The following is a 20,956-nucleotide window of genomic DNA, read 5'->3' as shown; positions in this document are numbered from 1 at the left end:
TCGTAATAGTGGCGCATTAGTGATAGCGATTTACGCCGTGATACTTGCATGCGGTTCCATTCCCTCTTACCTGCAGGGACAACAAATCAACTATCCGATAAGGGGCAAGCATGAGGGCGTTTATTTTTCCAGGACAGGGCAGCCAGGCAGTTGGCATGGGCAAGGCGCTTGCCGAAGCCAGCAACACGGCGCGTGAAGTTTTTCAGGAAGTCGATCATGCGCTGGAGCAAAATCTCTTCCGGCTGATGTGCGAAGGGCCGGAAGACGAACTCACTCTCACCGAAAATGCACAGCCGGCGATCATGGCCAATGCCATTGCAACCATGCGGGTAATGGAAAAAGAGGGCGGCAAGCCCATGGCAGACCTGTGCACTTATGTTGCCGGTCATAGCCTCGGCGAATATACCGCGCTTTGTGCAGCAGGGGCATTGAACCTGACAACAACTGCGGAATTGCTGAAATTGCGCGGCCAATCGATGCAAAAAGCCGTTCCGGTGGGTGAGGGCGGCATGGCCGCTCTGCTTGGCGCCGATATCAAAAAGGCTGCCGGTCTGGCGAAAGCCGCATCGCAGGGCGATGTCTGTACGGTTGCCAATGACAATGACCCGACACAGGTGGTGATTTCCGGCCATATGGCAGCGATTGAACGCGCGATTGCCTTGGTAAAAGATCATGAGATTAAACGCGGTGTGTTGTTGCCGGTTTCAGCGCCATTTCATTGTTCGCTTATGCAACCCGCAGCCGAGGCGATGGAAGAGGCGCTGGCTGAGGCCAGCATTTTGCCGCCTGCCGTTCCGGTTTTTGCCAATGTGACGGCCAACGCGGTTACCGAAGCCGATGAAATTCGGCAGTTGCTGGTGGAGCAAGTTACCGGAACAGTGCGCTGGCGGGAGTCGGTATTGAACCTATCCGAGGCTGGCGTGGAACAGTTTGTCGAATTTGGCGGCAAGGTGCTTGGCGGCATGGTGAAACGGATCAACAAGGATGTCGAGACGACCAGTCTTATATCCATGGACGATATTGAAGGTTTTCTGAAGGGTATTTGATTTGGCGGACTTGGAGGCCATAGAAATATTTGAGGTCACCAACGACAATATCGAGTTGATGGACCATGTTGCTGATGACCTGTTCGACAATCCTGTAGTTCCCGCGAAGTTGACCGCTTTTCTGGCGGAACCGACACATTGGATGGTGGTCGCGCTGCTGGATGGACAAGTGATCGGCAAGTGCACGGCGATGGTCCACAAGCGGCCAGACAAGGACGATGAGCTTTATATTGACGAGATCGATGTCATTGAAAATCTGCGGCGGAATGGAATAGCCAAGAAGATGTTGGCAAAAGTGCTGGAGATGGCAGATGAACGCGGCTGTGAAGAATGCTGGCTAGGCACGGAACAAGATAATATAGCCGCTCGCAGACTTTACGAATCCAATGGCGCCAAGGCCGAAGACTTCGTTCTATATTATTTGGAATATTGAGGAATTTTATATGTTTGATCTGACAGGAATGACCGCGCTGGTAACCGGCGCATCGGGTGGCATTGGTTCCGCAATTGCCAAGTCACTGGCTGCGCGCGGCGCAACCATCGCTTTGTCCGGCACGCGCAAGCTGACTTTGATGGATCTGATCCCGGAGCTTGCCGGGAATGGTCATGTTGTCATTCCGTGCGATCTATCCGACGCCGAAGAGGTAAATGAACTTGTCCCGCAAGTGATCGAAAAGCTGGGTAAGCTCGACATACTGGTCAATAATGCGGGAATTACCCGTGACGGGCTGGTCATGCGGATGTCGGATGAAGACTGGTCTGATGTGCTGAACGTCAATCTGGAGTCCGCTTTCCGTCTGGCCCGTGCTGCAGCGCGACCGATGATGAAGGCCCGTCACGGCCGCATCATCTCCATTACGTCGGTGGTCGGTGCCACCGGTAATCCCGGGCAGGTCAACTATGTTGCCTCCAAGGCCGGACTGGTCGGCATGTCCAAGGCGCTCGCACAGGAACTCGCCTCGCGCGGTATTACCGTGAATTGTGTTGCCCCCGGTTTTATTGCAACGCCGATGACAGAGGCCCTTACGGATGCTCAGAAAGACGAGATTAACCGGAAAATTCCCGCCGGAAAAATGGGAACGGGCGATGATATTGGCGCCGCCGTAACTTATCTTGCCAGCAATGAAGCCTCCTATGTCACGGGCCAGACGATCCACGTCAACGGCGGCATGGCGATGATCAGCTGATCGGTCGTAGAGATGATCCACGCCTTGTTTTTTCTGGCGATGGCAGCCAATCCGCAATCGGCGATGCCGACCGAAGGGCTGCTAACGATTGAAAACCTTGATTGTGTTAGCAAGCAGGTCTCGGCTGAGCAGGCGCGCGATTATTTCTCGATGGCACGCAAAGGTAAGGAAATCGACGCCTTCCTGTCGGCAAAGACACTGACCGGAGACTGTCAGCTTGAACATGGCTGGAGCGATGTTCAGACGCGAAGCGCATTTCGAATATCCTTGATGGACGGTTGGCTACTACAAGAAGGGTTGGTTGAAAAAATCCAGGAACTCGGAGATTTCAAGCCATTTCTTGACCAATATTATCTCGATAATGTGAAGCCAACAGGCCGTTATATGCTGGAGGATGTTTTTCTGTCCGGTAAATTGGACAAGGATTTGTCTGAAGCGGGTTATCCGGAAGACAAGGAATTGCGGGAATTGGTATATAATTATTGGGAGTGGCGCGGTGCACTATTCGGTATCGAGCAGAACTTCCGCAACGGTGAATTGAGTAAATAAAAAAGCATAGATTCACAAAGCTGCGCTTGCCCTCTTGCAAGCAGCGCGCCATGCCACTAGGACAAAATAGAAATTTACTAACGAAGAAGGAACTCTCATGAGTGAGACTGCAGACCGCGTAAAAAAGATTGTTGTTGAGCATCTTGGCGTTGAAGCCGACAAAGTGACCGAAGAAGCGGCATTCATCGATGATCTGGGCGCTGACAGCCTCGATATTGTTGAGCTTGTAATGGCGTTTGAAGAAGAATTCAGCGTTGAAATTCCTGACGATGCGGCCGAAAAAATCGCGACGGTCAAAGACGCGATCGATTTCATTGACAACAACAAGGGTTAATTGATTTTGGGATGCGGCCACATCTGTGTGCTGCCATTCCGGGGCCAATGATCGCTAAATGATTACAAAGCGGCTCACCGGCCTGGGAAGAACTTCCTGAACCGGTGGCCGCTTTTGAATTGGGGCTTAGGCAAGCCCGAAATAAGGAGCATAGCATGCGTCGTGTTGTAGTGACCGGACTGGGTTTGGTAACGCCTCTTGGCGGAGATGTGGAAACAAGTTGGAGCAACATATTGGCTTCAAAATCTGGTGCTGGAAAGATCACGCGGTTCGATGCCTCTAACCAGAAATGTCATATCGCCTGCGAAGTGAAGCCGGCCGACCATGAATATGGTTTTGATCCAGACAAACGCGTGGATCACAAAGTCCAGCGTCAGGTTGATCCATTCATTGTTTACGGTATCGATGCCGCAGGTCAGGCGTTGGAAGATGCCGGCCTGACCGAGATGAGTGATGAGGAGAAGCTGCGCACTGGCTGCTCGATTGGCTCTGGCATTGGCGGATTGCCGGGAATTGAAAAAGAATCTCTCGTCCTGCATGAGCGCGGCCCTGGACGGGTGAGTCCACATTTTGTCCACGGACGGCTTATCAATCTGATCTCTGGTCAGGTTTCGATCAAATATGGTCTTATGGGCCCCAATCATGCCGTTGTGACTGCCTGCTCAACAGGTGCGCACAGCATCGGCGATGCAGCACGGATGATCGCTCTTGATGATGCGGATGTGATGTTGGCAGGCGGTGCCGAGGCGACAATTTGCCCGATTGGTATAGCCGGTTTCGCACAAGCCAAGGCGCTGTCGACCAAACGCAATGACGACCCTACTGCTGCTTCACGTCCCTATGATAAAGACCGCGATGGCTTTGTAATGGGTGAGGGCGCGGGCGTTGTGGTTCTCGAGGAATATGAACGGGCCAAGGCACGTGGCGCCAATATCTATGCGGAAGTGGTCGGCTATGGCCTCTCCGGCGACGCGCACCACGTTACGGCACCGCATCCCGATGGTGTCGGTGCCTATCGCTCGATGGAAATGGCATTGAAACGCTCTGGCCTGACCACCGCCGATATTGATTATGTCAACGCGCATGGCACTTCGACTATGGCGGATGTCCTTGAACTGGCCGCTGTGCGCCGCTTGTTCGGTGATGATATCAAGACCATGTCGATGAGCTCGACCAAATCCGCTATCGGCCATTTGCTTGGCGGAGCAGGTGCTGTCGAGGCGATTTTCTCGATATTGGCGCTGCGTGACCAGACTGTGCCGCCGACGCTGAATCTTGATGATCCGGAAGAAAGCTGCGCAGATGTCGACCTGGTCCCGCATGTCGCGAAAAAGCGCGAAGTCAAAGCGGTGCTGAGCAACAGCTTTGGCTTTGGCGGAACCAATGCCAGCGTCATCATGAAGGCGGTATAGCGCAATCATGCGGCGCTTCGGTTGCCTGATTCTTGTCGTCGCGGCGGTCATTATTGGCCTGGTAGCCGGTAATTTCATCTATGGATGGAACGCGGGCGGGCCGCTGGAGCAGGAGCGGACATTTATCGTCAAGCCGGGCTCCAGTCTGGGCATGGCGGCTAAAGCGATGGAAGAGGAAGGCGTAATCAAATCCGCTGATGCCTTTATCAATCGTGCAAAAATATTCGGCGGATCGGAACCGATAAAGGCCGGCGAATTCGTTATTCCAGCAGGGGCAAGCAATGCCACGATATTGGACATCCTTCAGGGTGGGAAAACGGTGCAACGTCTGATCACGATACCGGAGGGCACGCCCTCTATCATCGTGCATGAAAAACTCATGGCCGAAAAACTGCTGACCGGCGATATCCCGGTTCCCGAAGAAGGGTCGCTTTTGCCGGACAGTTATAGCTTCGAGCGCGGGGAAAGCCGTGCGGCGGTCGTCGCGCGGATGCAAAAGGCGATGAAGGATACGATCGCCGAACTATGGCCCAAGAAAACCGCGGCCAGCGTGGTCAAAACACCCGAAGAAGCCATAATTCTGGCGGCAATTGTCGAGAAGGAAACGGCTCTGGCACGCGAGCGGCGGACCGTTGCCGCTGTCTATAGCAACCGGATCAATCGCAACATGATGCTGCAGGCTGATCCGACGATTATCTATCCGATCACCAAGGGCAAACCGCTGGGACGGCGCATTCGCCAGTCCGAAATTGCCGCGGTGAATGATTATAATACCTATTCGATGGTTGGTCTGCCCAAGGGGCCAATTGCCAATCCAGGACGTGCTTCGATCGAAGCAGTGCTCGATCCGGCGGACAGCGATTATCTTTTCTTCGTAGCGGACGGCAAGGGCGGGCATGTTTTTGCCAAAACGCTGGCGGAGCATAACGCCAATGTCGAAAAATGGTTCGCCATCCGCCGCGAACGGGGCGAGATGTAATTCCACACATATGCTTCATCCCGAAAGCGGACGTTAGGATAGAATAATTAGGAACGTGCACAACTAGATAAAAGATTGCCTCTAATAACCACTAAGGAAGCCCGCCTTTGAATACATTCATGGCTTTCCCAAAGGGCAGATGATTGTCACTGTTGAAACCGGATAGAGTTGAAGGCTGTGCATTCCAAAGAACTGTGGCTTGAGAATAAGGCAGCAATGCTTTGACCGACTTTTTCTGATTGGTGGATAGCAATTCAAACCGGCGGCGTAACTCTTCGAGGCACCAAACGCGATATTTTGATGCGGCGATATCTTGGTAATCGCAACCTTGAACTGTCATATCGAAGCGCTCCTCATTTTCGGCAAAAGCTTCTGCATTGGCGGTTAACTGTACCAGATGCGTTTCACAGATTTCTTTCAACAATGGCGCGGCGTCGTCCGGTATCTGTGATACGAATTCTGGCTGACCTTGATTTTTGGCATGCCACATCCGGGCGACCCATTCGAAAACTGCTGGTGCGGTGTTGCGCATGATTTCCTGTGGCGTGGGGTCCTGGCCATAATGCCTGAACATCGGCCCCATCATTCCGAAGTCAGCCAGTGACGGTGCATTTCCCAAAAGAAATGGTCGCTTCTCCAACATCGCCGTCATGGCTATCAATGCATTGTGGTAGCTCTGCTCTATATGGTGGCGCGTTGTTTCTGTGACGCCATCTCGTTTGACATAATGGCGTACCTGCCGACGAACGATCATCCGCAATCTCATCCATCGGGGCAGTTTCAAATGTCCTGTAACCTCGTCAGTCAAAACGTTCGAGGCGAGCATCCGATCATTGGCGTACCACCATCGATAGTACATTGCTGACCTCCACAGCCATTCATCCCCATAATCTTCTATGAGATGCGAAATGAAACCCACGACCGGATCGTCTGGCAAAACAGGATTGCCCGTATGTTGCGTTTCAAGATGCATGATCATGGGCGTGGTGTCCGACATCCACTTTCCATCATCATCGACAATCGGCATCTGAACCGCGCCGACCTTTTTCTTCAGCATTTCTGCATCACCATAAGGCATCGGCAGAGGTGTGTAGGCAATATTCTTGTACCGTAAATAGGTTTCCAGTTTACCGGTATAGTAGGAAATCCGTGATCCGTAGACTATCATATAGCCCTCCTGTTATTTTCCGTGACCTTTTCGTTCGCCCTGCTCATCAGAAAATGGCGCTATACTGACCGCCATCAATCACGATATTCTGGCCAACGATGAACCGTGCCAGCGAACTGCAAAGAAAAGCGGCCATCGGTGCGAGATCATCGGCATCTCCCATAAATCCAGCAGGAATGTGATTATGTTCCTTGAAGTGCGCTCTTACAATTTCCGGTTTGGGCTCAAGGCCGAATGCATCCGCATAAGCACCCATGATTTCCGATGCGCCCTCTGTAGCAAACATGCCGGGCAAGAGATTGTTCAGTATAACGCCATGCGGAGCAATTTCTCGGGAAACACTGGCGGTATAATTGAGCAATGCGGAGCGTGCCGGGCCGGACATCAGCCGCCAGATCATCGGGTTCTTGGCAGAGAAGGTGGCGATGTTCACTATCCTACCCCATCCTTTTTCCTTCATTACGGGAATATAGTTTCGCATGATTTCAATCGGCCCGATCAAGGCAGTCTCCACTGAATCTCGCCACATGTCGGCCGATACCTTCAGAAAGTCTCCGTTTGGATCAGGCGGCTTAATCGTGATCGCTAGAATGTCGGGATCGGGACAGGCGGCGAATAGAGCCTCTCGACCAGCCTCGGTCGAGGAGTTTGCAACAACCGGCGTTACTGGCACATCATATTTCTCTGCAATTTCCTCAGCAGCTTTTTGCAATCGGGCTTCGCCTCGGGCAGTAATGATCAGCTCAGCGCCGGCCTCCGCGAGACGTTCAGCGGTGGCGCGCCCCATGCCGGCACTGCCGCCGGCCATGATCGCTTTCTTTCCCTTAATCATCAGATCCATTTTCAGACTCCTTCGGTCATTGGAACATTTCGGTTTCTTGCCAGATTAGCTGCCTGGATCGCGTCGCATCCCCGCTTGGTCGAGACGCCAACGCAGTGTATCAATACGGTCCTGGCCAAAAAATGGCTCTCCCTCGAAGACCATTGTCGGCACGCCCCAATGGCCTGATTTTTCCAGCAATCTGTGGTTTTTCTCAATCTCTGCCTTGGCATCATAATGAGCAAAAGCGCTTTCCATTTCGGCAAGGTTCAGGCCCGCCTGCTGAGCAGCAAGAGCTAAATGATCAGCTTTGTCCCAGTTTTTGGTTCCGCCCCACAAAAGAGCCGCTACATGACGAGCGAAATCGATACCTTTGCCCTGCCGCTCTGCCTCCACGCCAAGCATCGATAATCGCCAGATATAAGGCTGGTCTTCCGGTACCTCATAGGTTTCCAGGTCCTGGACAACCGGATCCGGCTTCGGCCAAAAAAAAGGCAATCCAAGAAACGCTGCCCGGCGCTTGGAATCCATCACTATGTATCTGGGACGCTTTTTGTCGGCAGCATCGAACACCGTCGATTTGGCACGCAAAGCAATCGGCAATACCGGGCGCAACTTAACACGCACTGCAAAATCCTCACGCAGTTTAAGAAGGTCAGGAGTGACGAGATAGGAATAGGGGCTTCTGAAAGACCAGAATATGTCGACACATTTGGGCATTGTCTCTCCTCCACACTTTCATTCCGCGGCACTAATTCAGCAAAAAAGGTGCCGCCCGAATCATTAATTAGGTAGTAAAACCTAATATTAGGTATTATGTACTAATTTGCAATTCCATTTTGCAAAACGCATTAAACTGGGAGGATATTGGGACCGATGAAACAGCGCTCAGCCACTGCTTCACGAATTTTGGAAGCCAGCAGGCACGCATTTAATGCAAAGGGTTATGCAGCCGCATCGGTCACGGAAATTGCGGCGTCCCTGGATATCTCGCAAGGCAATCTGACCTATCACTTTCCCACCAAGCGCGATCTGGCAAAAGCGCTCGAAGAAGATGTGCTGCTTTTGATGAAAGACCATCGTGCAGCGAAGAAAACCGGGACGGCGGCTGAGGAGTATATCGATCATTTGCTGTTTGGGATGCAGTTGACGTGGCGTTATCGCTTCCTCTTGCGTGACCGGCTTCATTATGCTGGCGAACCAGTTGGTCAGCGACCAGATTCAGAGCTGACAGCCGATTATGAAGGGCTTGTCGCACTACTCAAGCGGATTGATAAAGAGGGTCTTTTCCTACGAGACAAAGGTCAGAGCATTGATGTCCTAGCCAGATCTCTTTGGATCGTCAGCCGCTACTGGGTCGATTATCTGCGCGAACTCGAAGGGCTTGAACAGGTCAGTTGGGCCGATCAAAAGCGCGGCATTGAGCATCATCTTGCGGTTCTGTTTCCATATCTAAAAACTTCTGCACGAAGAGCTTTTGAGGCAGCATTAGCCCAGCGGGCGATATAGAGGATTTCGGGCCAGCCGCTTCGGATAAAATTTCTGTCGTTGCGCTCGTAACAAGTAATCAGGCAGGTTTGTCCAGCATTCACTGTTGCGCCTAAAGCGGACATTAGCCTGTTCCATATCCCCAGATCCTAATATCTCCTTTTGAATCCTGTATTTCGCCTGCTATTGCGCTGACCCTCAACGTTTCTCCAAATTACTCCTTGCATTTCGCCGCGCACCGCTCTAACGGCACGCTCATTCCACATGGAAAGCGCTCATACCGGTGCTGATACCGGCCTTTCAGGTCGTTTGAGGTTCTCAGCTTTCCAGAGGCATAACCGGATAAGGAGAAATATTATGGCGGCCCCTGTCGTCACCCTACAGCAATTGATTGAAGCCGGAGTTCATTTCGGCCACCAAACCCACCGTTGGAACCCGAAGATGAAACCATACATCTTTGGAGCCCGTAACGGCGTCCATATTCTTGATCTGTCGCAGAGCGTGCCTTTGTTTGCTCGCGCGCTTGATTTCATCGCAAACGCGGTGTCTTCTGGCGGCAAGGTCCTGTTCGTTGGCACCAAGCGTCAGGCGCAAGAGCCTATCGCTGAAGCAGCCCGCGCCAGCGGCCAGCATTTTGTAAACCACCGTTGGCTCGGCGGCATGCTGACCAACTGGAAAACCATTTCCAACTCGATTCGCCGGATGAAAACGCTTGAAGAGCAGCTTTCCGGTGACATGGCCGGTTTCACCAAGAAAGAAGCCCTGCAGATGACGCGTGAGCGTGATAAGCTGGAACTGTCTCTTGGCGGCATCCGCGACATGGGCGGCATTCCTGACGTGATGTTCGTTATCGACGCCAACAAGGAAGAGCTTGCGATTAAGGAAGCCAATGTTCTGGGCATTCCAGTCGTTGCGATCCTCGATTCCAACGTTGATCCCAGCAACATCGCCTTCCCGGTTCCCGGCAATGATGATGCGGCGCGCGCCATTCGCCTATACTGCGAATCCGTGGCTGCTGCAGCAACGAAGGGCGGCCAGGAAGCGGCTGTTGCATCGGGCAAAGATCTCGGCGCAGAAGTTGCTCCACCGGTAGAAGCGATTGTTTCCAGCGAAGCCAATGCCAGCGCAATGGCTGCTGGTGAAGCGGCTGCGGTTGCAGAAATTGTTGAAGCGGCTCCAGCTGCGGAAGCGCCTGCGGCTGAAGAAGCGCCTGCTGAAGAAGCGAAGGCTCCGGCCAAAAAGCCGGCTGCCAAAAAAGCGCCAGCCAAGAAAGCGGCTGCGACTAAGGCTCCTGCCAAGAAAGCGCCGGCCAAAAAGGCTGCTGCTAAAAAGGATGACGACAAGAAAGCCGACGAAAAGGCCTAAGCTTGAAGCGTCTCGGTGCGGTCATATATTGACTGCATAGGAAAATGGCGGGGCGGCATCGGTGCTGCCCCTTCATTTTATTAGAAACAAAACATTCTCACCCACGAAAATTGAGGAAGATAAAAATGGCTATTACCGCAGCAGCAGTGAAAGAACTGCGCGAGCGCACCGGCGCTGGCATGATGGATTGCAAAAAAGCATTGAACGAAACAAATGGCGACGTCGAAGCAGCGGTTGATTTGCTGCGCACCAAAGGCCTTGCCGCCGCTCAGAAGAAATCAAGTCGCACCGCGGCCGAGGGCTTGGTCGGCGTGGCTGTATCGGGCACCAAAGGCGTTGCAGTTGAAGTGAACAGCGAAACCGACTTTGTGGCTAAAAATGACCAGTTCCAGGCATTTGTGACCGGCGTGACCGAAGTCGCACTGGGCTTGGGCAGCGATGATGTCGAGGCTTTGGCAGCGGCGGACTTTCCTGGCGGCGGTACGGTTCAGGACACTCTGACCAACAATATCGCGACCATCGGCGAAAATCAGGCGATCCGCCGGATGAAAACCGTTGCCGTCAGCAGCGGTGCCGTTGTTCCCTATATCCATAATGCGGTTACCCCGACCATGGGCAAAATCGGTGTGCTGGTGGCTTTGGAAAGCACCGCGGGCGCAGACGTTCTGGAGCCGCTCGGCAAGCAGATTGCAATGCATATTGCTGCAGCCTTCCCATTGGCGTTGAACGCGGATGGTCTGGATCAGGACATGCTCGAACGCGAGCGTGCGATTGCCGCCGAGAAAGCAGCCGAATCCGGCAAGCCCGCGAATATCGTAGATAAAATGGTTGATGGCGCGATGGCAAAATTTGCCAAGGAAAACGCATTGCTTAGCCAGATTTTTGTCATGGATAACAAGACGCCAATCGCTCAGGTTGTCGAGCAGGCAGGCAAGGACGCTGGCGCTGAAATCAAGCTGACCGAATATGTCCGCTTTCAGCTGGGCGAGGGCATCGAGAAGAAAGAGGAAGATTTCGCTGCAGAAGTTGCAGCGACTCTCGGCAACTAACCTGTTGTATTTGCTGCCATTCGATTGTTTGGCGCATTAACACTTGGCGCAATGGCGCGGACTATCTATGGTCTGCGCCATTGTCATATATGGGGCTGATCAGACGTCAAGGCGTCACAGTTTGTGGGATGGATTTTGCATGAAAAGACCAGCGTTTAAGCGCATTTTGCTGAAGCTTTCGGGTGAAGCCCTGATGGGTTCGGGCGAATTCGGAATCGATCCGGAAACCGTGAATCGGATCGCTGCCGAAGTGAAGTCGGCGAAAGAAGCTGGTTATGAACTGTGTCTCGTCGTTGGCGGCGGCAATATATTCCGCGGACTGGCGGCAGCGGCCAAGGGTTTCGACCGGACGAGTGCCGATTATATGGGCATGCTGGCAACCGTAATGAACGCGCTGGCGGTGCAAAACGCGCTGGAACAGATGGGCTGTGATACACGGGTTTTGTCGGCCATTCCGATGGCCAGTGTTTGTGAGCCCTATATCCGCCGCAAAGCGGTTCGCCATCTGGAAAAGGGCCGGATTGTGATATTTGCAGCCGGCACCGGCAATCCCTATTTCACAACCGATACCGCTGCGGCCTTGCGTGCTGCGGAGATGGGCTGTGAGGCGCTGTTCAAGGGGACCAGCGTGGATGGTGTGTATAATGCCGATCCGAAAACAAATCCGGATGCGGTGCGCTATGATGCGCTCAGCTTTGATCAGGTTCTGACCGACAATCTGAAAGTGATGGATGCCAGTGCGGTTGCCCTGTGCCGGGAAAACAACATCCCGATTGTGGTGTTTACAATCCGTGAAAAAGGCAATCTGGCGACAGTACTTGGCGGCGGCGGTACGGCGACCATCGTCGGTGCAACGGAATAGAAACTGGGAGAATTGAGCGATGGCACAATATGATAAAGCTGGTCTTGAAAAGCGGATGAACGCTTCTCTCGAGGCTTTGAAACACGATCTGAGCGGATTGCGGACAGGGCGTGCCAATACCGCTTTGCTCGATAGCATTACAGTTGAAGTATATGGCTCGAAAATGCCGCTTAACCAGGTGGCAACCGTTTCGGTTCCTGAACCGCGGATGCTGTCTGTTCAGGTGTGGGACAAGGGCAATATTCAACCCGTGGAAAAGGCGATCCGGTCGGCGGGATTGGGACTCAATCCCATGATTGATGGTCCCAATATCCGACTGCCTATTCCTGATCTCACCGAAGAACGCCGCAAGGAATTGGCCAAGATGACTGGTCAGTTTGCAGAAAAGGCACGGATTGCGATCCGCAATGTCCGGCGCGACGGCATGGACGACATCAAGGCCGATGAAAATAAGAAGGAAATCAGCGAAGATGACAAGAAGCGGCTGGAGACCGAGGTTCAAAAACTGACCGATCAGATGATCGAAGAAGCCGACAAGCTGTCGACCGCCAAAGAACAGGAAATCCTTACACAGTGAGGCTTGCGCCCACCAAGAAGGGATCGGTAGATCCCGATCAAGGGGCTGCGCAGGTGGCTGATCCGACACATGGCGCGCGTCATATCGCGATCATCATGGATGGCAATGGCCGCTGGGCCAAGAAAAAGCATTTGCCCAGAGCATTGGGACATAAAAAGGGTGTCGAGGCCGTTCGCGATATTGTCCGCGTGGCTGGCGAAATGGGCATAGAGGCGATGACCCTCTATGCTTTTTCGTCGGAAAACTGGAGCCGGCCAGCGGATGAAGTTTCCGATCTGATGGGGCTGCTGCGACAGTATATTCAATCTGATATAGATGAATTCGATGAAAACGGTATTCGGCTGAAAGTTATCGGTAATTACAAGGCGCTGGATGGCGACATCGTCGCATTGATCGACAAAGCGCTCGAGCGGACGGCCAATAATGACCGTATGACATTGGCGATCGCACTCAATTATGGCGCGCAGGATGAAATGCTGCGCGCTGTTCAAAATATTGCAACATCCGTTAAACAGGGTGATCTGGAGCCGGATCAGATTAATATCAACCATATGTCGAGCGCGCTCGATACCGCTGGCCTACCGCCATTGGACCTTCTGATTCGGACCTCGGGCGAATTGCGCTTGTCTAATTTTCTGCTCTGGCAGTCAGCCTATTCCGAACTCTATTTCACCGATACATTATGGCCTGATTTCGACAAGCGCGAGCTTCAGCGGGCATTGAAGTCTTTTGGCGACCGGGATCGTCGTTTCGGCGGACGGTAAGTCATGAATGATCCTGCAAGCCCGGCAAAAAAGACACCCAATGAACTGGTCACACGGATCATTGTCGGAGTCGCACTTGTTGCTGTTACCATCGGAACCCTTGTCGTTGGTGATCATTGGATTGGCAGGCACGCTTTCTGGTTGCTGATCGTATTGATGTCACTGGGTATATTATCCGAATGGGCAGAACTGACAGAGCGGTTGGAGAATAAACGGCTTGCTCTCTATGCTTTGTCGGTTCCGCTTGCGATCATGTCTTACATGGCGGCCGGCCCGTCATTTCTGGCGCTCGGGTTGATCTTTGGAGCAGCGATGTTCATCGCGGTCTTTGATCGTTCTGCCAAATTGGCATTTGGTATAATTTATGCTGGCTTACCAGCGCTTTCTATACTTTATCTACGAGGTATTGATAACGGTTTGCTGATCGTGTTCTGGACACTGGCGCTGGTCTGGGCGACCGATATCGGAGCATATTTTTCGGGACGCGCTATTGGCGGCCCAAAGCTGGCGCCAACCTATAGTCCGAACAAGACGTGGGCGGGGTTGATCGGCGGCGTGATTATCACGGTATTGTTCAGTTTTGCCTTGCATGTCTATTTCCAATTGCCAATCCAGCTGGTGCTTTTGAGTATCCCGCTGGCTGTGCTGGCGCAAATGGGAGACTTGTTTGAGAGCCAGATGAAGCGCAGGGCAGGGGCCAAAGATAGCGGTACGATCTTTCCCGGTCATGGCGGCGTGATGGACAGGCTTGACGGCTTGATTCCTGTGGCGCCGGTGGTAGCCGTAATCATGTTGTTTGGCAGCCAATGACACAAGGCGCTGCGCGAACGATATCCATATTCGGGGCGACGGGATCAGTTGGGACATCCACGCTGGATCTGATCCGGCTCGAGCGCGAGAAATATCACGTCGTCGCGCTAACTGCTAATAGCGATGCGGAAGGGCTCGCGAAGCTCGCCAGGGAATTTGACGCAGAGGTAGCGGTCATTGCCGACGCCAGCCGATATGAGACTTTGAAAGGCCTGTTGGCAGGCACCAGAACCGATGTTGCGGCAGGACCTGAGAAGCTGGTCGACGCTGCTCGGCTGGGGGCTGACTGGACGATGGCCGCGATTGTCGGATGTGCTGGCTTACCGCCGACTCTGGCCGCGCTGCAATCTGGCAAAACGGTGGCACTGGCAAACAAAGAGGCGCTGGTTTCTGCCGGTGATCTGATGATGGCACAGGCGCGAGAAGCGAACGCAACTTTGTTGCCGGTCGATTCTGAACATAATGCGATTTTTCAGTGCCTGCAGGGTGGACGGATTGATCAGGTGCGAAAAATTACGCTGACCGCTAGCGGTGGTCCATTTCGGACATGGTCCAAAGAACAAATGGCATCGGTAACGCCTGCGCAGGCCGTAGCGCATCCCAACTGGGATATGGGGGCCAAGATTTCTGTCGATAGCGCGACGATGATGAACAAGGGGCTGGAGCTCATTGAGGCCCATCACCTGTTCCCGGTGGGGCTCGATAATATTGACATTTTGGTCCATCCCCAATCGGTCATTCATTCGATGGTGGAATATCACGATTGCTCGACATTGGCGCAGCTTGGATCACCGGATATGCGTATCCCCATCGCCAGCGCCCTGGCGTGGCCGGAGCGGATGAAAACCGATTGTGTGCCACTGGATTTGGCCAGAATCGGCACACTTGACTTTGAAGCGCCGGACGTTGACCGCTTTCCAGCCATAAAGCTTGCGCGCTCGGCTATCGAGGCGGGCGGAGCGGTTCCGGCAATCTTGAACGCGGCCAATGAAATTGCCGTCGCAGCCTTTCTGAGCGGCCGTGTTCAGTTTCTGGAAATCACCAAGATTGTATCACGCATGATTGACGGCTATAGCCCGCCGGAACCGAACGATCTTGCGGATATTTTCGCAATTGATAAAGAAACGCGCATGCGAGCTACGGCCATGATTGAGGATGTTAAAGTTTGACCGAGAATCCCGGTATATTGGTAACCTTACTCGCTTTTCTGATCACCATCGGAGTCCTCGTGTTCATCCACGAAATGGGCCACTATCTGGTGGGGCGCTGGTGCGGCGTGAAAGCGGACAAATTTTCGATCGGCTTTGGTAAAGAGCTGTTCGGCTGGAATGACAAGCGCGGCACGCGGTGGAAAATCTGTGCATTGCCACTAGGCGGCTATGTGCAATTTGCTGGCGACATGGATCCTTCCAGTTCGACCAGCGAAGATTGGTTAAAACTCCCGGCTGAAGAGCGAAATCAGACGTTTCAGTCCAAATCCCTGTTTAAGCGCGCGGCCATTGTTTTCGCTGGTCCTGCGATCAACTTTCTCTTCGCTATCCTGATATTGGCCGGATTCGCGCTAGCTTATGGGGAAAGCGTGACCCAGCCGGTTGTCGGAACAGTTGCTGAAAATTCTACGGCCGAGGCAATTGGTCTGCAAAATGGAGACAAGATTCTGGAGATTGATGGCGAAACAATTACGCGTTTTTCGGACCTATCGCGTGAGATTTCGATAATTCCAGACGAAGAAGTAGAGATCAAGTTCGAACGGGATGGTTCGGTTTTGACCGAAAATGCAACAATTGGGGTTCGTATCGAGGAAGACCGGTTCGGCAATCAATATCGCATCGGCCTGTTGGGCATTTCTCCCGGCAGTATCGAGCGCCGGGATGTCTCGCTATGGGAAGCACCTATCATTGCAACGCGCCAGACGGGCGAGATTGTGGATTTGATTGTCACGACATTGGGGCAGGTAATTAGCGGCCGACGTTCCATCACCGAACTGGGTGGACCGCTGAAAATCGCACAGGTTTCGGGCGAACAATTCGTTGCCGGACTGAACCAGTTCATATTCTTTGTAGCGTTAATCTCAATTAACTTAGGGTTCATCAACCTCCTGCCAATCCCCATGCTCGATGGGGGGCATTTGATGTTCTACGCCATAGAGGCAGTTCGGCGAAAGCCAGCTAATGCTATGGTTCAGGAATGGGCATTTCGATCGGGTTTTGCGCTTGTCGTGATGTTCATGTTGGTGGTGACATTTAATGATTTGGCCTCTTTCGGACTGTTCAGGGCATTCTCGGGCTAGTCGTCCGTGGATTGCCCATTGATTGATAGCTCTGGTTGGGGCAGGGGGTTTCGCAAATGCTGATGCATATTTTGCACTGGTTGGTATTTTTGAGTTTTAGGCGTGAAAGCGAGTTTGTCTGTGAAGCATAAAAAACGGCTCCTGCCCATATTGTTGAGTGGTACTATTTTGGCAGGGATTGCGGTGCCTGTGCACGCACAGGAAGCGCCCGCGGTTCAGCCTGGTCTGACGACCGACGACACAATTCGGTCGATTGTCGTCAATGGCTCGCAGCGGCTCGAGCCCGGCACCGTCCTGTCTTACATGAAGTTGCGGGTTGGCCAGACCTATACACAGGAATCGGCTGACCAGGCGCTCAAAGACCTGTTCGAGACCGAATTGTTCAAGGATGTCAGCATCCGCAACAATGCCGGCGCTGTCGTCATTGATGTTGTCGAGAACCCGGTGATCAACCGGATTTTGCTGGAAGGCAACAAACGGATCAAAGATGATGCCATCCGGCCGGAAATCCGGCTGGCTCCGCGTCAGATATTCACGCGCTCCAAAGTGCGGGCCGATGTGGCTCGCATTATCGAGTTGTACAAGCGCAAGGGCCGCTTTGCTGCCAGCGTCGAACCCAAGATGGTTCAACTGGACCAGAACCGGGTTGATATCGTGTTTGAGGTCAACGAAGGTCCCAAATCCAAGGTTCAACAAATCAACATCATCGGGAATGAAGTATTTTCCGATGGCAAGCTGCGCGGTGAAATGGTCACCAAGCAATCGCGTTTCTATCGCTTCTTCAGCTCCAGCGACACATATGATCCCGATCGTCTGGCCTTTGATCAACAAAAACTTCGGCAATTTTACCTAACCGAAGGCTATGCCGATTTCCGGGTTATCTCGGCGGTTGCAGAGCTGACACCAGACAAAAAAGACTTCATCATCACTTATGTGGTGGAAGAAGGAGAACGCTATAAATTTGGCGATGTATCTGTCGAAAGTGAAATCCGTGATTTTACCGCCGAAACACTAACCCCGCTATTGCCGATGCAGGAAGGTGATTTCTACGACGCGAAGCAGGTGGAAGACACGGTGGAAAGCTTGTCTGAAACCGCTGGCCTTTTCGGCTATGCTTTCGCCGATGTACGGCCGGAATTTAACCGCGACAAAGACACCCTGACCATGGGTATCACATTCAAGGTTGCCGAAAGCGACCGGGTCTATGTCGAGCGGATTGATATTAACGGAAACACGCTGACCCAGGATAAAGTGGTCCGCCGCGAATTCCGTCTGAACGAAGGCGATGCCTTTAACAGTTTCCAGGTCAAGCGGTCCGCTAACCGTATCAAGTCTTTGGGCTTTTTCCAGGACGAGTTGGAGATTGAACAAAAACAAGGCAGCGCACCGGACCGGATCATTCTCGAAGCCAATGTGGAAGAACGCGCTACGGGTGAATTGCAGCTTTCTGCCGGTTTCTCGAGCGTTGAGAATTTCATTCTGCAAGCATCTGTTCGCCAGCGCAATTTCCGCGGTAAGGGCCAGGAACTACGTACAAGTGTGAGCTATTCCAGCTTCTCGCAATCGATTGAGCTGGGTTTTACTGAACCCTATTTATTTGACCGGAACATAGCAGTTGGAGTCGATCTCTTTCGCCGCGATCTGAACAGCTTTAATTTCGTTGGCGATGATCGGGAAACGACATTCGAGCAGCTGACAACCGGTTTTCAGGTCCGCGCAGGCGTTCCGATTACCGAATATCTGTCAGCGTCGCTGCGTTACGGCCTGAGTCATGATGATGTGACATTGGATCGTGATCTGTTCTTTACCGATTCTGATGGTGATGGTTTCCGCGGGAATAGTGATGCTGATACTTGCGACCCCTTGGTTGCTGGACGTTTTCTATGTGATGCATTGGGTAAACGCACCACCTCATCCATCGGCGCATCGCTGATTTATGACGACCGGGACAATCGTGTTCGTCCGACCCGCGGCCAGACCGTTGTCGGCAGCCTCGATTTTGCTGGCCTCGGCGGCAGTGTCAAATATCTTAGAGGTCGTTTGAATGCTGCAAAATATTGGCGGGTACTGGGGAATTTCATTTTCTCGGTAAGTGCCGAAGGTGGTTATATTCATCCGCTAGAGAATCGCGGTAGCGCTGCTGATGGTATCGATGATGTCCGCTTAACCGATCGGTTCTTCCTAGGCGAACCACAGATTCGCGGCTTTGATATCCGTGGTGTTGGGCCAAGGGTGATCCGCGCGCGTTTTACGCCAGAAATTGTTGATGGTCGTGCGGTTAACTCGATTATCGATTTCCGTGAAGATCGCGATAGTGTTACCGATGACGCCATCGGCGGTCGCGCTTATTATCTGGGCCGCGCTGAACTGGAAATTCCGTTGGGAAGTGGCGCACGGGAACTGGGATTACGGCCTTCAATATTTGTAGATGCCGGCGCGGTGTTCAATGTTACGCAACCCTTGTTGGTCGAAAACCGTGTGCAGGCTGTCGATACTAACGGTGATCCGCTTTTCATAACTGTAAACGACGATGGTGCTCTGGTGAATACTACCGATGCAGTTGATGCCAATGGTGTGGCCAATGAGCCTTCGCTGGTTGCAGGTAGTTTTACCGAACAATTTTTTGGCGACAGCGCCAGTCCACGCGTTTCCGTTGGCATTGGCGTCAACTGGAATTCCCCATTCGGTCCATTTAGGATCGATGTAGCACGTGCTCTGTTAAAGGAGCCAGGTGATGACACCAAGCTATTCACTTTCAATGTAGGAACTCAATTCTAATGACTTTTTCAACCAAGACACTTTTGAAATCAGCCGCATTGGCCGTTGCTGCTCTGTCGGTGCCGGCTGTGATAGCAACGCCGGCAGCGGCCCAATCCCGTACCAGCATCGCAATTGCCAATTATGAGGCTGCTGTGGTCAGATCACAGGCTTATCGCACCGCAGTTGAGCAGATGAAGACAACATACAAAGCCGACATCGATGCAACCAACGCGCGTGCGACAGCGCTGCAGACCGAGCTTAAACCTCTTGTGGATGCCTATAACGCAGCTGTTCAACAGCCTGGTGCCACAGCACAAACGGTTCAGCCACAGGCTCAGGCTCTGCAGGCAAAGCGGCAGTCCGGCCAACAGGAGCTGGCCCGTTTGCAGCAGCGTGTGACTTTGGCAACCGCTTATGTCGAAGAACAGGTCGGCATGAAACTGAATGATGCCATCAGGGCAACAATGAAGGCCAAGAATGTTGATCTTGTGCTTCAGCCGCAAGCCGCCGTTGCGCGGGAGCCTTATGTCGACATCACGGATGCGATTGTATTGGAGCTTAACAAGCTTGTTCCTTCTGCTTCTATAACACCTCCGGCTGACTGGAAGCCTGGCCAAGCACAGCAGCAGGCTGCGCAGCCCGCTGCAACCGAACAGCCTTCCGGCCGGTAAAAGACATAATGTCCGAATCGTTGGATTATGACGTAACCAAGGTGATGGCGGTGTTACCGCACCGCTATCCCATGTTGCTCGTGGACCGGGTGGAAGAACTTGTCAAAGACGAGTCCATCCGCGCCGTAAAAGCCGTCACCATGAATGAAGGCTTTTTTCAGGGACATTTTCCTGGCCGGCCAATCATGCCGGGAGTTATGATTGTTGAGGCACTGGCACAGGCTGCTGGTGTTTTGGCAATGGAAAGCTTTGGCCTGGTTGGCTCGGGCAAGCTGGTCTATTTCATGGCGATTGACGGAGCTAAATTCCGCAGTCCGGTGGAACCGGGTTGTCTGCTTTCGCTTAATGTTGAATTTGTCCAGAAACGTCCGCGAGTCTGCAAATTTGCAGGTAAAGCGATGATTGGCGATAAATTGGCGGCAGAAGCCAATTTTACCGCCATGATTGCCGATCCGCCCAGCGCTTAGGCCACAAAAGAATCTTGCACTTTGGCGCAGCGGCGGTTAATGCGCCGCTTCGCAGAAATTTATACGCTTAGGGATCTGGTCGGAAACCAGCCCGTTTTGGAGCATGAAATGAAAAAAGATACGCATCCCGATTACCACATGATCAAGGTCCAGATGACCGATGGCACCGTGTTTGAAACCCGCTCTACCTGGGGCAAAGAGGGTGAAACGCTGCAGCTGGATATTGATCCGACATCGCACCCGGCATGGACCGGTGGCAATCAGCGTCTTCTTGACGCCGGTGGTCAGGTTGCCCGCTTTAACAAGCGCTTTGGCGGTCTGTCTCTCAAGAAAAACTAAGCTGTGTTGGCAGGGGTTT

At 52.8% G+C, this 20,956-nt stretch carries 22 protein-coding genes and 1 pseudogene; 20 read left to right on the top strand and 3 right to left on the bottom strand.

Annotated elements, in window-relative coordinates:
* Positions 1 to 110: 110 nt before the first annotated feature.
* The 7 genes from fabD (at position 111) to mltG (ending at position 5,507) form a co-directional block, all read left to right on the top strand.
* Positions 111 to 1,046: an ACP S-malonyltransferase gene (fabD, locus tag ACO6S1_RS18950; protein WP_422344095.1), complete on the top strand. Its 936-nt coding sequence runs from the start codon at positions 111 to 113 to the stop codon at positions 1,044 to 1,046.
* A gap of 1 nt (position 1,047) precedes the next feature.
* Positions 1,048 to 1,479, top strand: a complete 432-nt coding sequence (locus ACO6S1_RS18945; protein WP_422344094.1) for a GNAT family N-acetyltransferase — start codon at positions 1,048 to 1,050, stop codon at positions 1,477 to 1,479.
* A gap of 10 nt (positions 1,480 to 1,489) precedes the next feature.
* A complete protein-coding gene (gene fabG, locus ACO6S1_RS18940) occupies positions 1,490 to 2,233 on the top strand; it encodes a 3-oxoacyl-[acyl-carrier-protein] reductase (RefSeq protein ID WP_422344093.1) in 744 nt (247 codons plus the stop codon).
* Positions 2,234 to 2,245: 12 nt separating this feature from the next.
* Positions 2,246 to 2,782 carry a hypothetical protein gene (locus ACO6S1_RS18935; RefSeq protein WP_422344092.1) on the top strand — a complete coding sequence of 179 codons (537 nt, stop codon included), beginning with the start codon at positions 2,246 to 2,248 and terminating at the stop codon, positions 2,780 to 2,782.
* 97 nt (positions 2,783 to 2,879) lie between these two features.
* Complete coding sequence (locus ACO6S1_RS18930) at positions 2,880 to 3,116, top strand: acyl carrier protein (RefSeq protein ID WP_074205387.1); 237 nt, start codon at positions 2,880 to 2,882, stop codon at positions 3,114 to 3,116.
* A gap of 155 nt (positions 3,117 to 3,271) precedes the next feature.
* Positions 3,272 to 4,528, top strand: coding sequence for a beta-ketoacyl-ACP synthase II (gene fabF, locus ACO6S1_RS18925; RefSeq protein ID WP_422344091.1), 1,257 nt, complete (start codon positions 3,272 to 3,274; stop codon positions 4,526 to 4,528).
* Positions 4,529 to 4,535: 7 nt separating this feature from the next.
* A complete protein-coding gene (mltG, locus tag ACO6S1_RS18920; RefSeq protein ID WP_422344090.1) occupies positions 4,536 to 5,507 on the top strand; it encodes an endolytic transglycosylase MltG in 972 nt (323 codons plus the stop codon).
* Positions 5,508 to 5,598: 91 nt separating this feature from the next.
* On the opposite strand, the gene ACO6S1_RS18915 is transcribed toward mltG, so the two are convergent.
* Genes ACO6S1_RS18915 through ACO6S1_RS18905 form a run of 3 tightly spaced genes read right to left on the bottom strand, consistent with a single transcriptional unit; the run spans position 5,599 to position 8,215 of the window.
* Positions 5,599 to 6,675: a glutathione S-transferase family protein gene (locus tag ACO6S1_RS18915; protein WP_422344089.1), complete on the bottom strand. Its 1,077-nt coding sequence runs from the start codon at positions 6,673 to 6,675 to the stop codon at positions 5,599 to 5,601.
* Between the two features lie 46 nt (positions 6,676 to 6,721).
* Positions 6,722 to 7,516: an SDR family oxidoreductase gene (locus tag ACO6S1_RS18910; RefSeq protein WP_422344088.1), complete on the bottom strand. Its 795-nt coding sequence runs from the start codon at positions 7,514 to 7,516 to the stop codon at positions 6,722 to 6,724.
* A 45-nt stretch (positions 7,517 to 7,561) separates the two neighbouring features.
* Positions 7,562 to 8,215: a 2-hydroxychromene-2-carboxylate isomerase gene (locus tag ACO6S1_RS18905; RefSeq protein ID WP_422344087.1), complete on the bottom strand. Its 654-nt coding sequence runs from the start codon at positions 8,213 to 8,215 to the stop codon at positions 7,562 to 7,564.
* Positions 8,216 to 8,371: 156 nt separating this feature from the next.
* Between ACO6S1_RS18905 and ACO6S1_RS18900 the strand changes: the two genes are divergently transcribed.
* The 13 genes and pseudogenes from ACO6S1_RS18900 to rpmE all read left to right on the top strand — a co-directional run bounded on the left by ACO6S1_RS18900 (position 8,372) and on the right by rpmE (position 20,937).
* Positions 8,372 to 9,004 (top strand): TetR/AcrR family transcriptional regulator, encoded by a 633-nt coding sequence (locus ACO6S1_RS18900; protein ID WP_422344086.1) that lies wholly within the window; start codon positions 8,372 to 8,374, stop codon positions 9,002 to 9,004.
* Between the two features lie 336 nt (positions 9,005 to 9,340).
* A pseudogene (rpsB, locus tag ACO6S1_RS18895) lies at positions 9,341 to 10,087 on the top strand (30S ribosomal protein S2); the annotation flags it as partial.
* 386 nt (positions 10,088 to 10,473) lie between these two features.
* A complete protein-coding gene (gene tsf, locus ACO6S1_RS18890; RefSeq protein ID WP_422344085.1) occupies positions 10,474 to 11,397 on the top strand; it encodes a translation elongation factor Ts in 924 nt (307 codons plus the stop codon).
* 139 nt (positions 11,398 to 11,536) lie between these two features.
* The gene (pyrH, locus tag ACO6S1_RS18885; protein WP_422344084.1) at positions 11,537 to 12,259 is read left to right on the top strand and encodes a UMP kinase; all 723 of its coding nucleotides are present in this window, start codon (positions 11,537 to 11,539) and stop codon (positions 12,257 to 12,259) included.
* Positions 12,260 to 12,278: 19 nt separating this feature from the next.
* The gene (gene frr / locus ACO6S1_RS18880) at positions 12,279 to 12,836 is read left to right on the top strand and encodes a ribosome recycling factor (protein ID WP_422344083.1); all 558 of its coding nucleotides are present in this window, start codon (positions 12,279 to 12,281) and stop codon (positions 12,834 to 12,836) included.
* Between the two features lie 95 nt (positions 12,837 to 12,931).
* Positions 12,932 to 13,600: a polyprenyl diphosphate synthase gene (gene uppS, locus ACO6S1_RS18875; RefSeq protein ID WP_422346243.1), complete on the top strand. Its 669-nt coding sequence runs from the start codon at positions 12,932 to 12,934 to the stop codon at positions 13,598 to 13,600.
* A 3-nt stretch (positions 13,601 to 13,603) separates the two neighbouring features.
* Positions 13,604 to 14,410 carry a phosphatidate cytidylyltransferase gene (locus ACO6S1_RS18870; protein WP_422344082.1) on the top strand — a complete coding sequence of 269 codons (807 nt, stop codon included), beginning with the start codon at positions 13,604 to 13,606 and terminating at the stop codon, positions 14,408 to 14,410.
* Positions 14,407 to 15,579 carry a 1-deoxy-D-xylulose-5-phosphate reductoisomerase gene (locus ACO6S1_RS18865; RefSeq protein WP_422344081.1) on the top strand — a complete coding sequence of 391 codons (1,173 nt, stop codon included), beginning with the start codon at positions 14,407 to 14,409 and terminating at the stop codon, positions 15,577 to 15,579. Before ACO6S1_RS18870 ends, ACO6S1_RS18865 begins: the two co-directional genes overlap by 4 nt.
* Positions 15,576 to 16,700 (top strand): RIP metalloprotease RseP, encoded by a 1,125-nt coding sequence (gene rseP / locus ACO6S1_RS18860; protein WP_422344080.1) that lies wholly within the window; start codon positions 15,576 to 15,578, stop codon positions 16,698 to 16,700. The genes ACO6S1_RS18865 and rseP overlap by 4 nt, the downstream gene beginning before the upstream one ends.
* Before the next feature lie 120 nt (positions 16,701 to 16,820).
* On the top strand, positions 16,821 to 19,478 hold the full coding sequence (gene bamA / locus ACO6S1_RS18855; protein ID WP_422344079.1) for an outer membrane protein assembly factor BamA: 2,658 nt from the start codon (positions 16,821 to 16,823) through the stop codon (positions 19,476 to 19,478).
* Positions 19,478 to 20,131 (top strand): OmpH family outer membrane protein, encoded by a 654-nt coding sequence (locus ACO6S1_RS18850; protein ID WP_422344078.1) that lies wholly within the window; start codon positions 19,478 to 19,480, stop codon positions 20,129 to 20,131. Before bamA ends, ACO6S1_RS18850 begins: the two co-directional genes overlap by 1 nt.
* Before the next feature lie 8 nt (positions 20,132 to 20,139).
* Positions 20,140 to 20,598, top strand: coding sequence for a 3-hydroxyacyl-ACP dehydratase FabZ (fabZ, locus tag ACO6S1_RS18845; protein ID WP_422344077.1), 459 nt, complete (start codon positions 20,140 to 20,142; stop codon positions 20,596 to 20,598).
* Between the two features lie 108 nt (positions 20,599 to 20,706).
* Positions 20,707 to 20,937: a 50S ribosomal protein L31 gene (gene rpmE, locus ACO6S1_RS18840; RefSeq protein WP_422344076.1), complete on the top strand. Its 231-nt coding sequence runs from the start codon at positions 20,707 to 20,709 to the stop codon at positions 20,935 to 20,937.
* Positions 20,938 to 20,956: the final 19 nt, after the last annotated feature.

This window comes from Parasphingorhabdus sp., assembly GCF_965233695.1.
Taxonomy (GTDB): Bacteria; Pseudomonadota; Alphaproteobacteria; order Sphingomonadales; family Sphingomonadaceae; genus Parasphingorhabdus.
Note: the sequence above shows the minus strand (reverse complement) of the source record. Positions and strands in the feature narration are given on the sequence as shown.

Bases quoted from the DNA above. Each gene is read 5' to 3' on its own strand.
- ACO6S1_RS18900 (WP_422344086.1), top strand. From the start codon at position 8,372: ATGAAACAGCGCTCAGCCACTGCTTCACGAATTTTGGAAGCCAGCAGG.
- fabZ (WP_422344077.1), top strand. From the start codon at position 20,140: ATGTCCGAATCGTTGGATTATGACGTAACCAAGGTGATGGCGGTGTTA.
- uppS (WP_422346243.1), top strand. From the start codon at position 12,932: ATGGATGGCAATGGCCGCTGGGCCAAGAAAAAGCATTTGCCCAGAGCA.
- ACO6S1_RS18930 (WP_074205387.1), top strand. From the start codon at position 2,880: ATGAGTGAGACTGCAGACCGCGTAAAAAAGATTGTTGTTGAGCATCTT.
- mltG (WP_422344090.1), top strand. From the start codon at position 4,536: ATGCGGCGCTTCGGTTGCCTGATTCTTGTCGTCGCGGCGGTCATTATT.
- ACO6S1_RS18910 (WP_422344088.1), bottom strand. From the start codon at position 7,516: ATGGATCTGATGATTAAGGGAAAGAAAGCGATCATGGCCGGCGGCAGT.
- pyrH (WP_422344084.1), top strand. From the start codon at position 11,537: ATGAAAAGACCAGCGTTTAAGCGCATTTTGCTGAAGCTTTCGGGTGAA.
- frr (WP_422344083.1), top strand. From the start codon at position 12,279: ATGGCACAATATGATAAAGCTGGTCTTGAAAAGCGGATGAACGCTTCT.
- ACO6S1_RS18905 (WP_422344087.1), bottom strand. From the start codon at position 8,215: ATGCCCAAATGTGTCGACATATTCTGGTCTTTCAGAAGCCCCTATTCC.
- fabF (WP_422344091.1), top strand. From the start codon at position 3,272: ATGCGTCGTGTTGTAGTGACCGGACTGGGTTTGGTAACGCCTCTTGGC.
- fabD (WP_422344095.1), top strand. From the start codon at position 111: ATGAGGGCGTTTATTTTTCCAGGACAGGGCAGCCAGGCAGTTGGCATG.
- ACO6S1_RS18935 (WP_422344092.1), top strand. From the start codon at position 2,246: ATGATCCACGCCTTGTTTTTTCTGGCGATGGCAGCCAATCCGCAATCG.
- tsf (WP_422344085.1), top strand. From the start codon at position 10,474: ATGGCTATTACCGCAGCAGCAGTGAAAGAACTGCGCGAGCGCACCGGC.
- rpmE (WP_422344076.1), top strand. From the start codon at position 20,707: ATGAAAAAAGATACGCATCCCGATTACCACATGATCAAGGTCCAGATG.
- ACO6S1_RS18865 (WP_422344081.1), top strand. From the start codon at position 14,407: ATGACACAAGGCGCTGCGCGAACGATATCCATATTCGGGGCGACGGGA.
- ACO6S1_RS18915 (WP_422344089.1), bottom strand. From the start codon at position 6,675: ATGATAGTCTACGGATCACGGATTTCCTACTATACCGGTAAACTGGAA.
- fabG (WP_422344093.1), top strand. From the start codon at position 1,490: ATGTTTGATCTGACAGGAATGACCGCGCTGGTAACCGGCGCATCGGGT.
- ACO6S1_RS18850 (WP_422344078.1), top strand. From the start codon at position 19,478: ATGACTTTTTCAACCAAGACACTTTTGAAATCAGCCGCATTGGCCGTT.
- ACO6S1_RS18870 (WP_422344082.1), top strand. From the start codon at position 13,604: ATGAATGATCCTGCAAGCCCGGCAAAAAAGACACCCAATGAACTGGTC.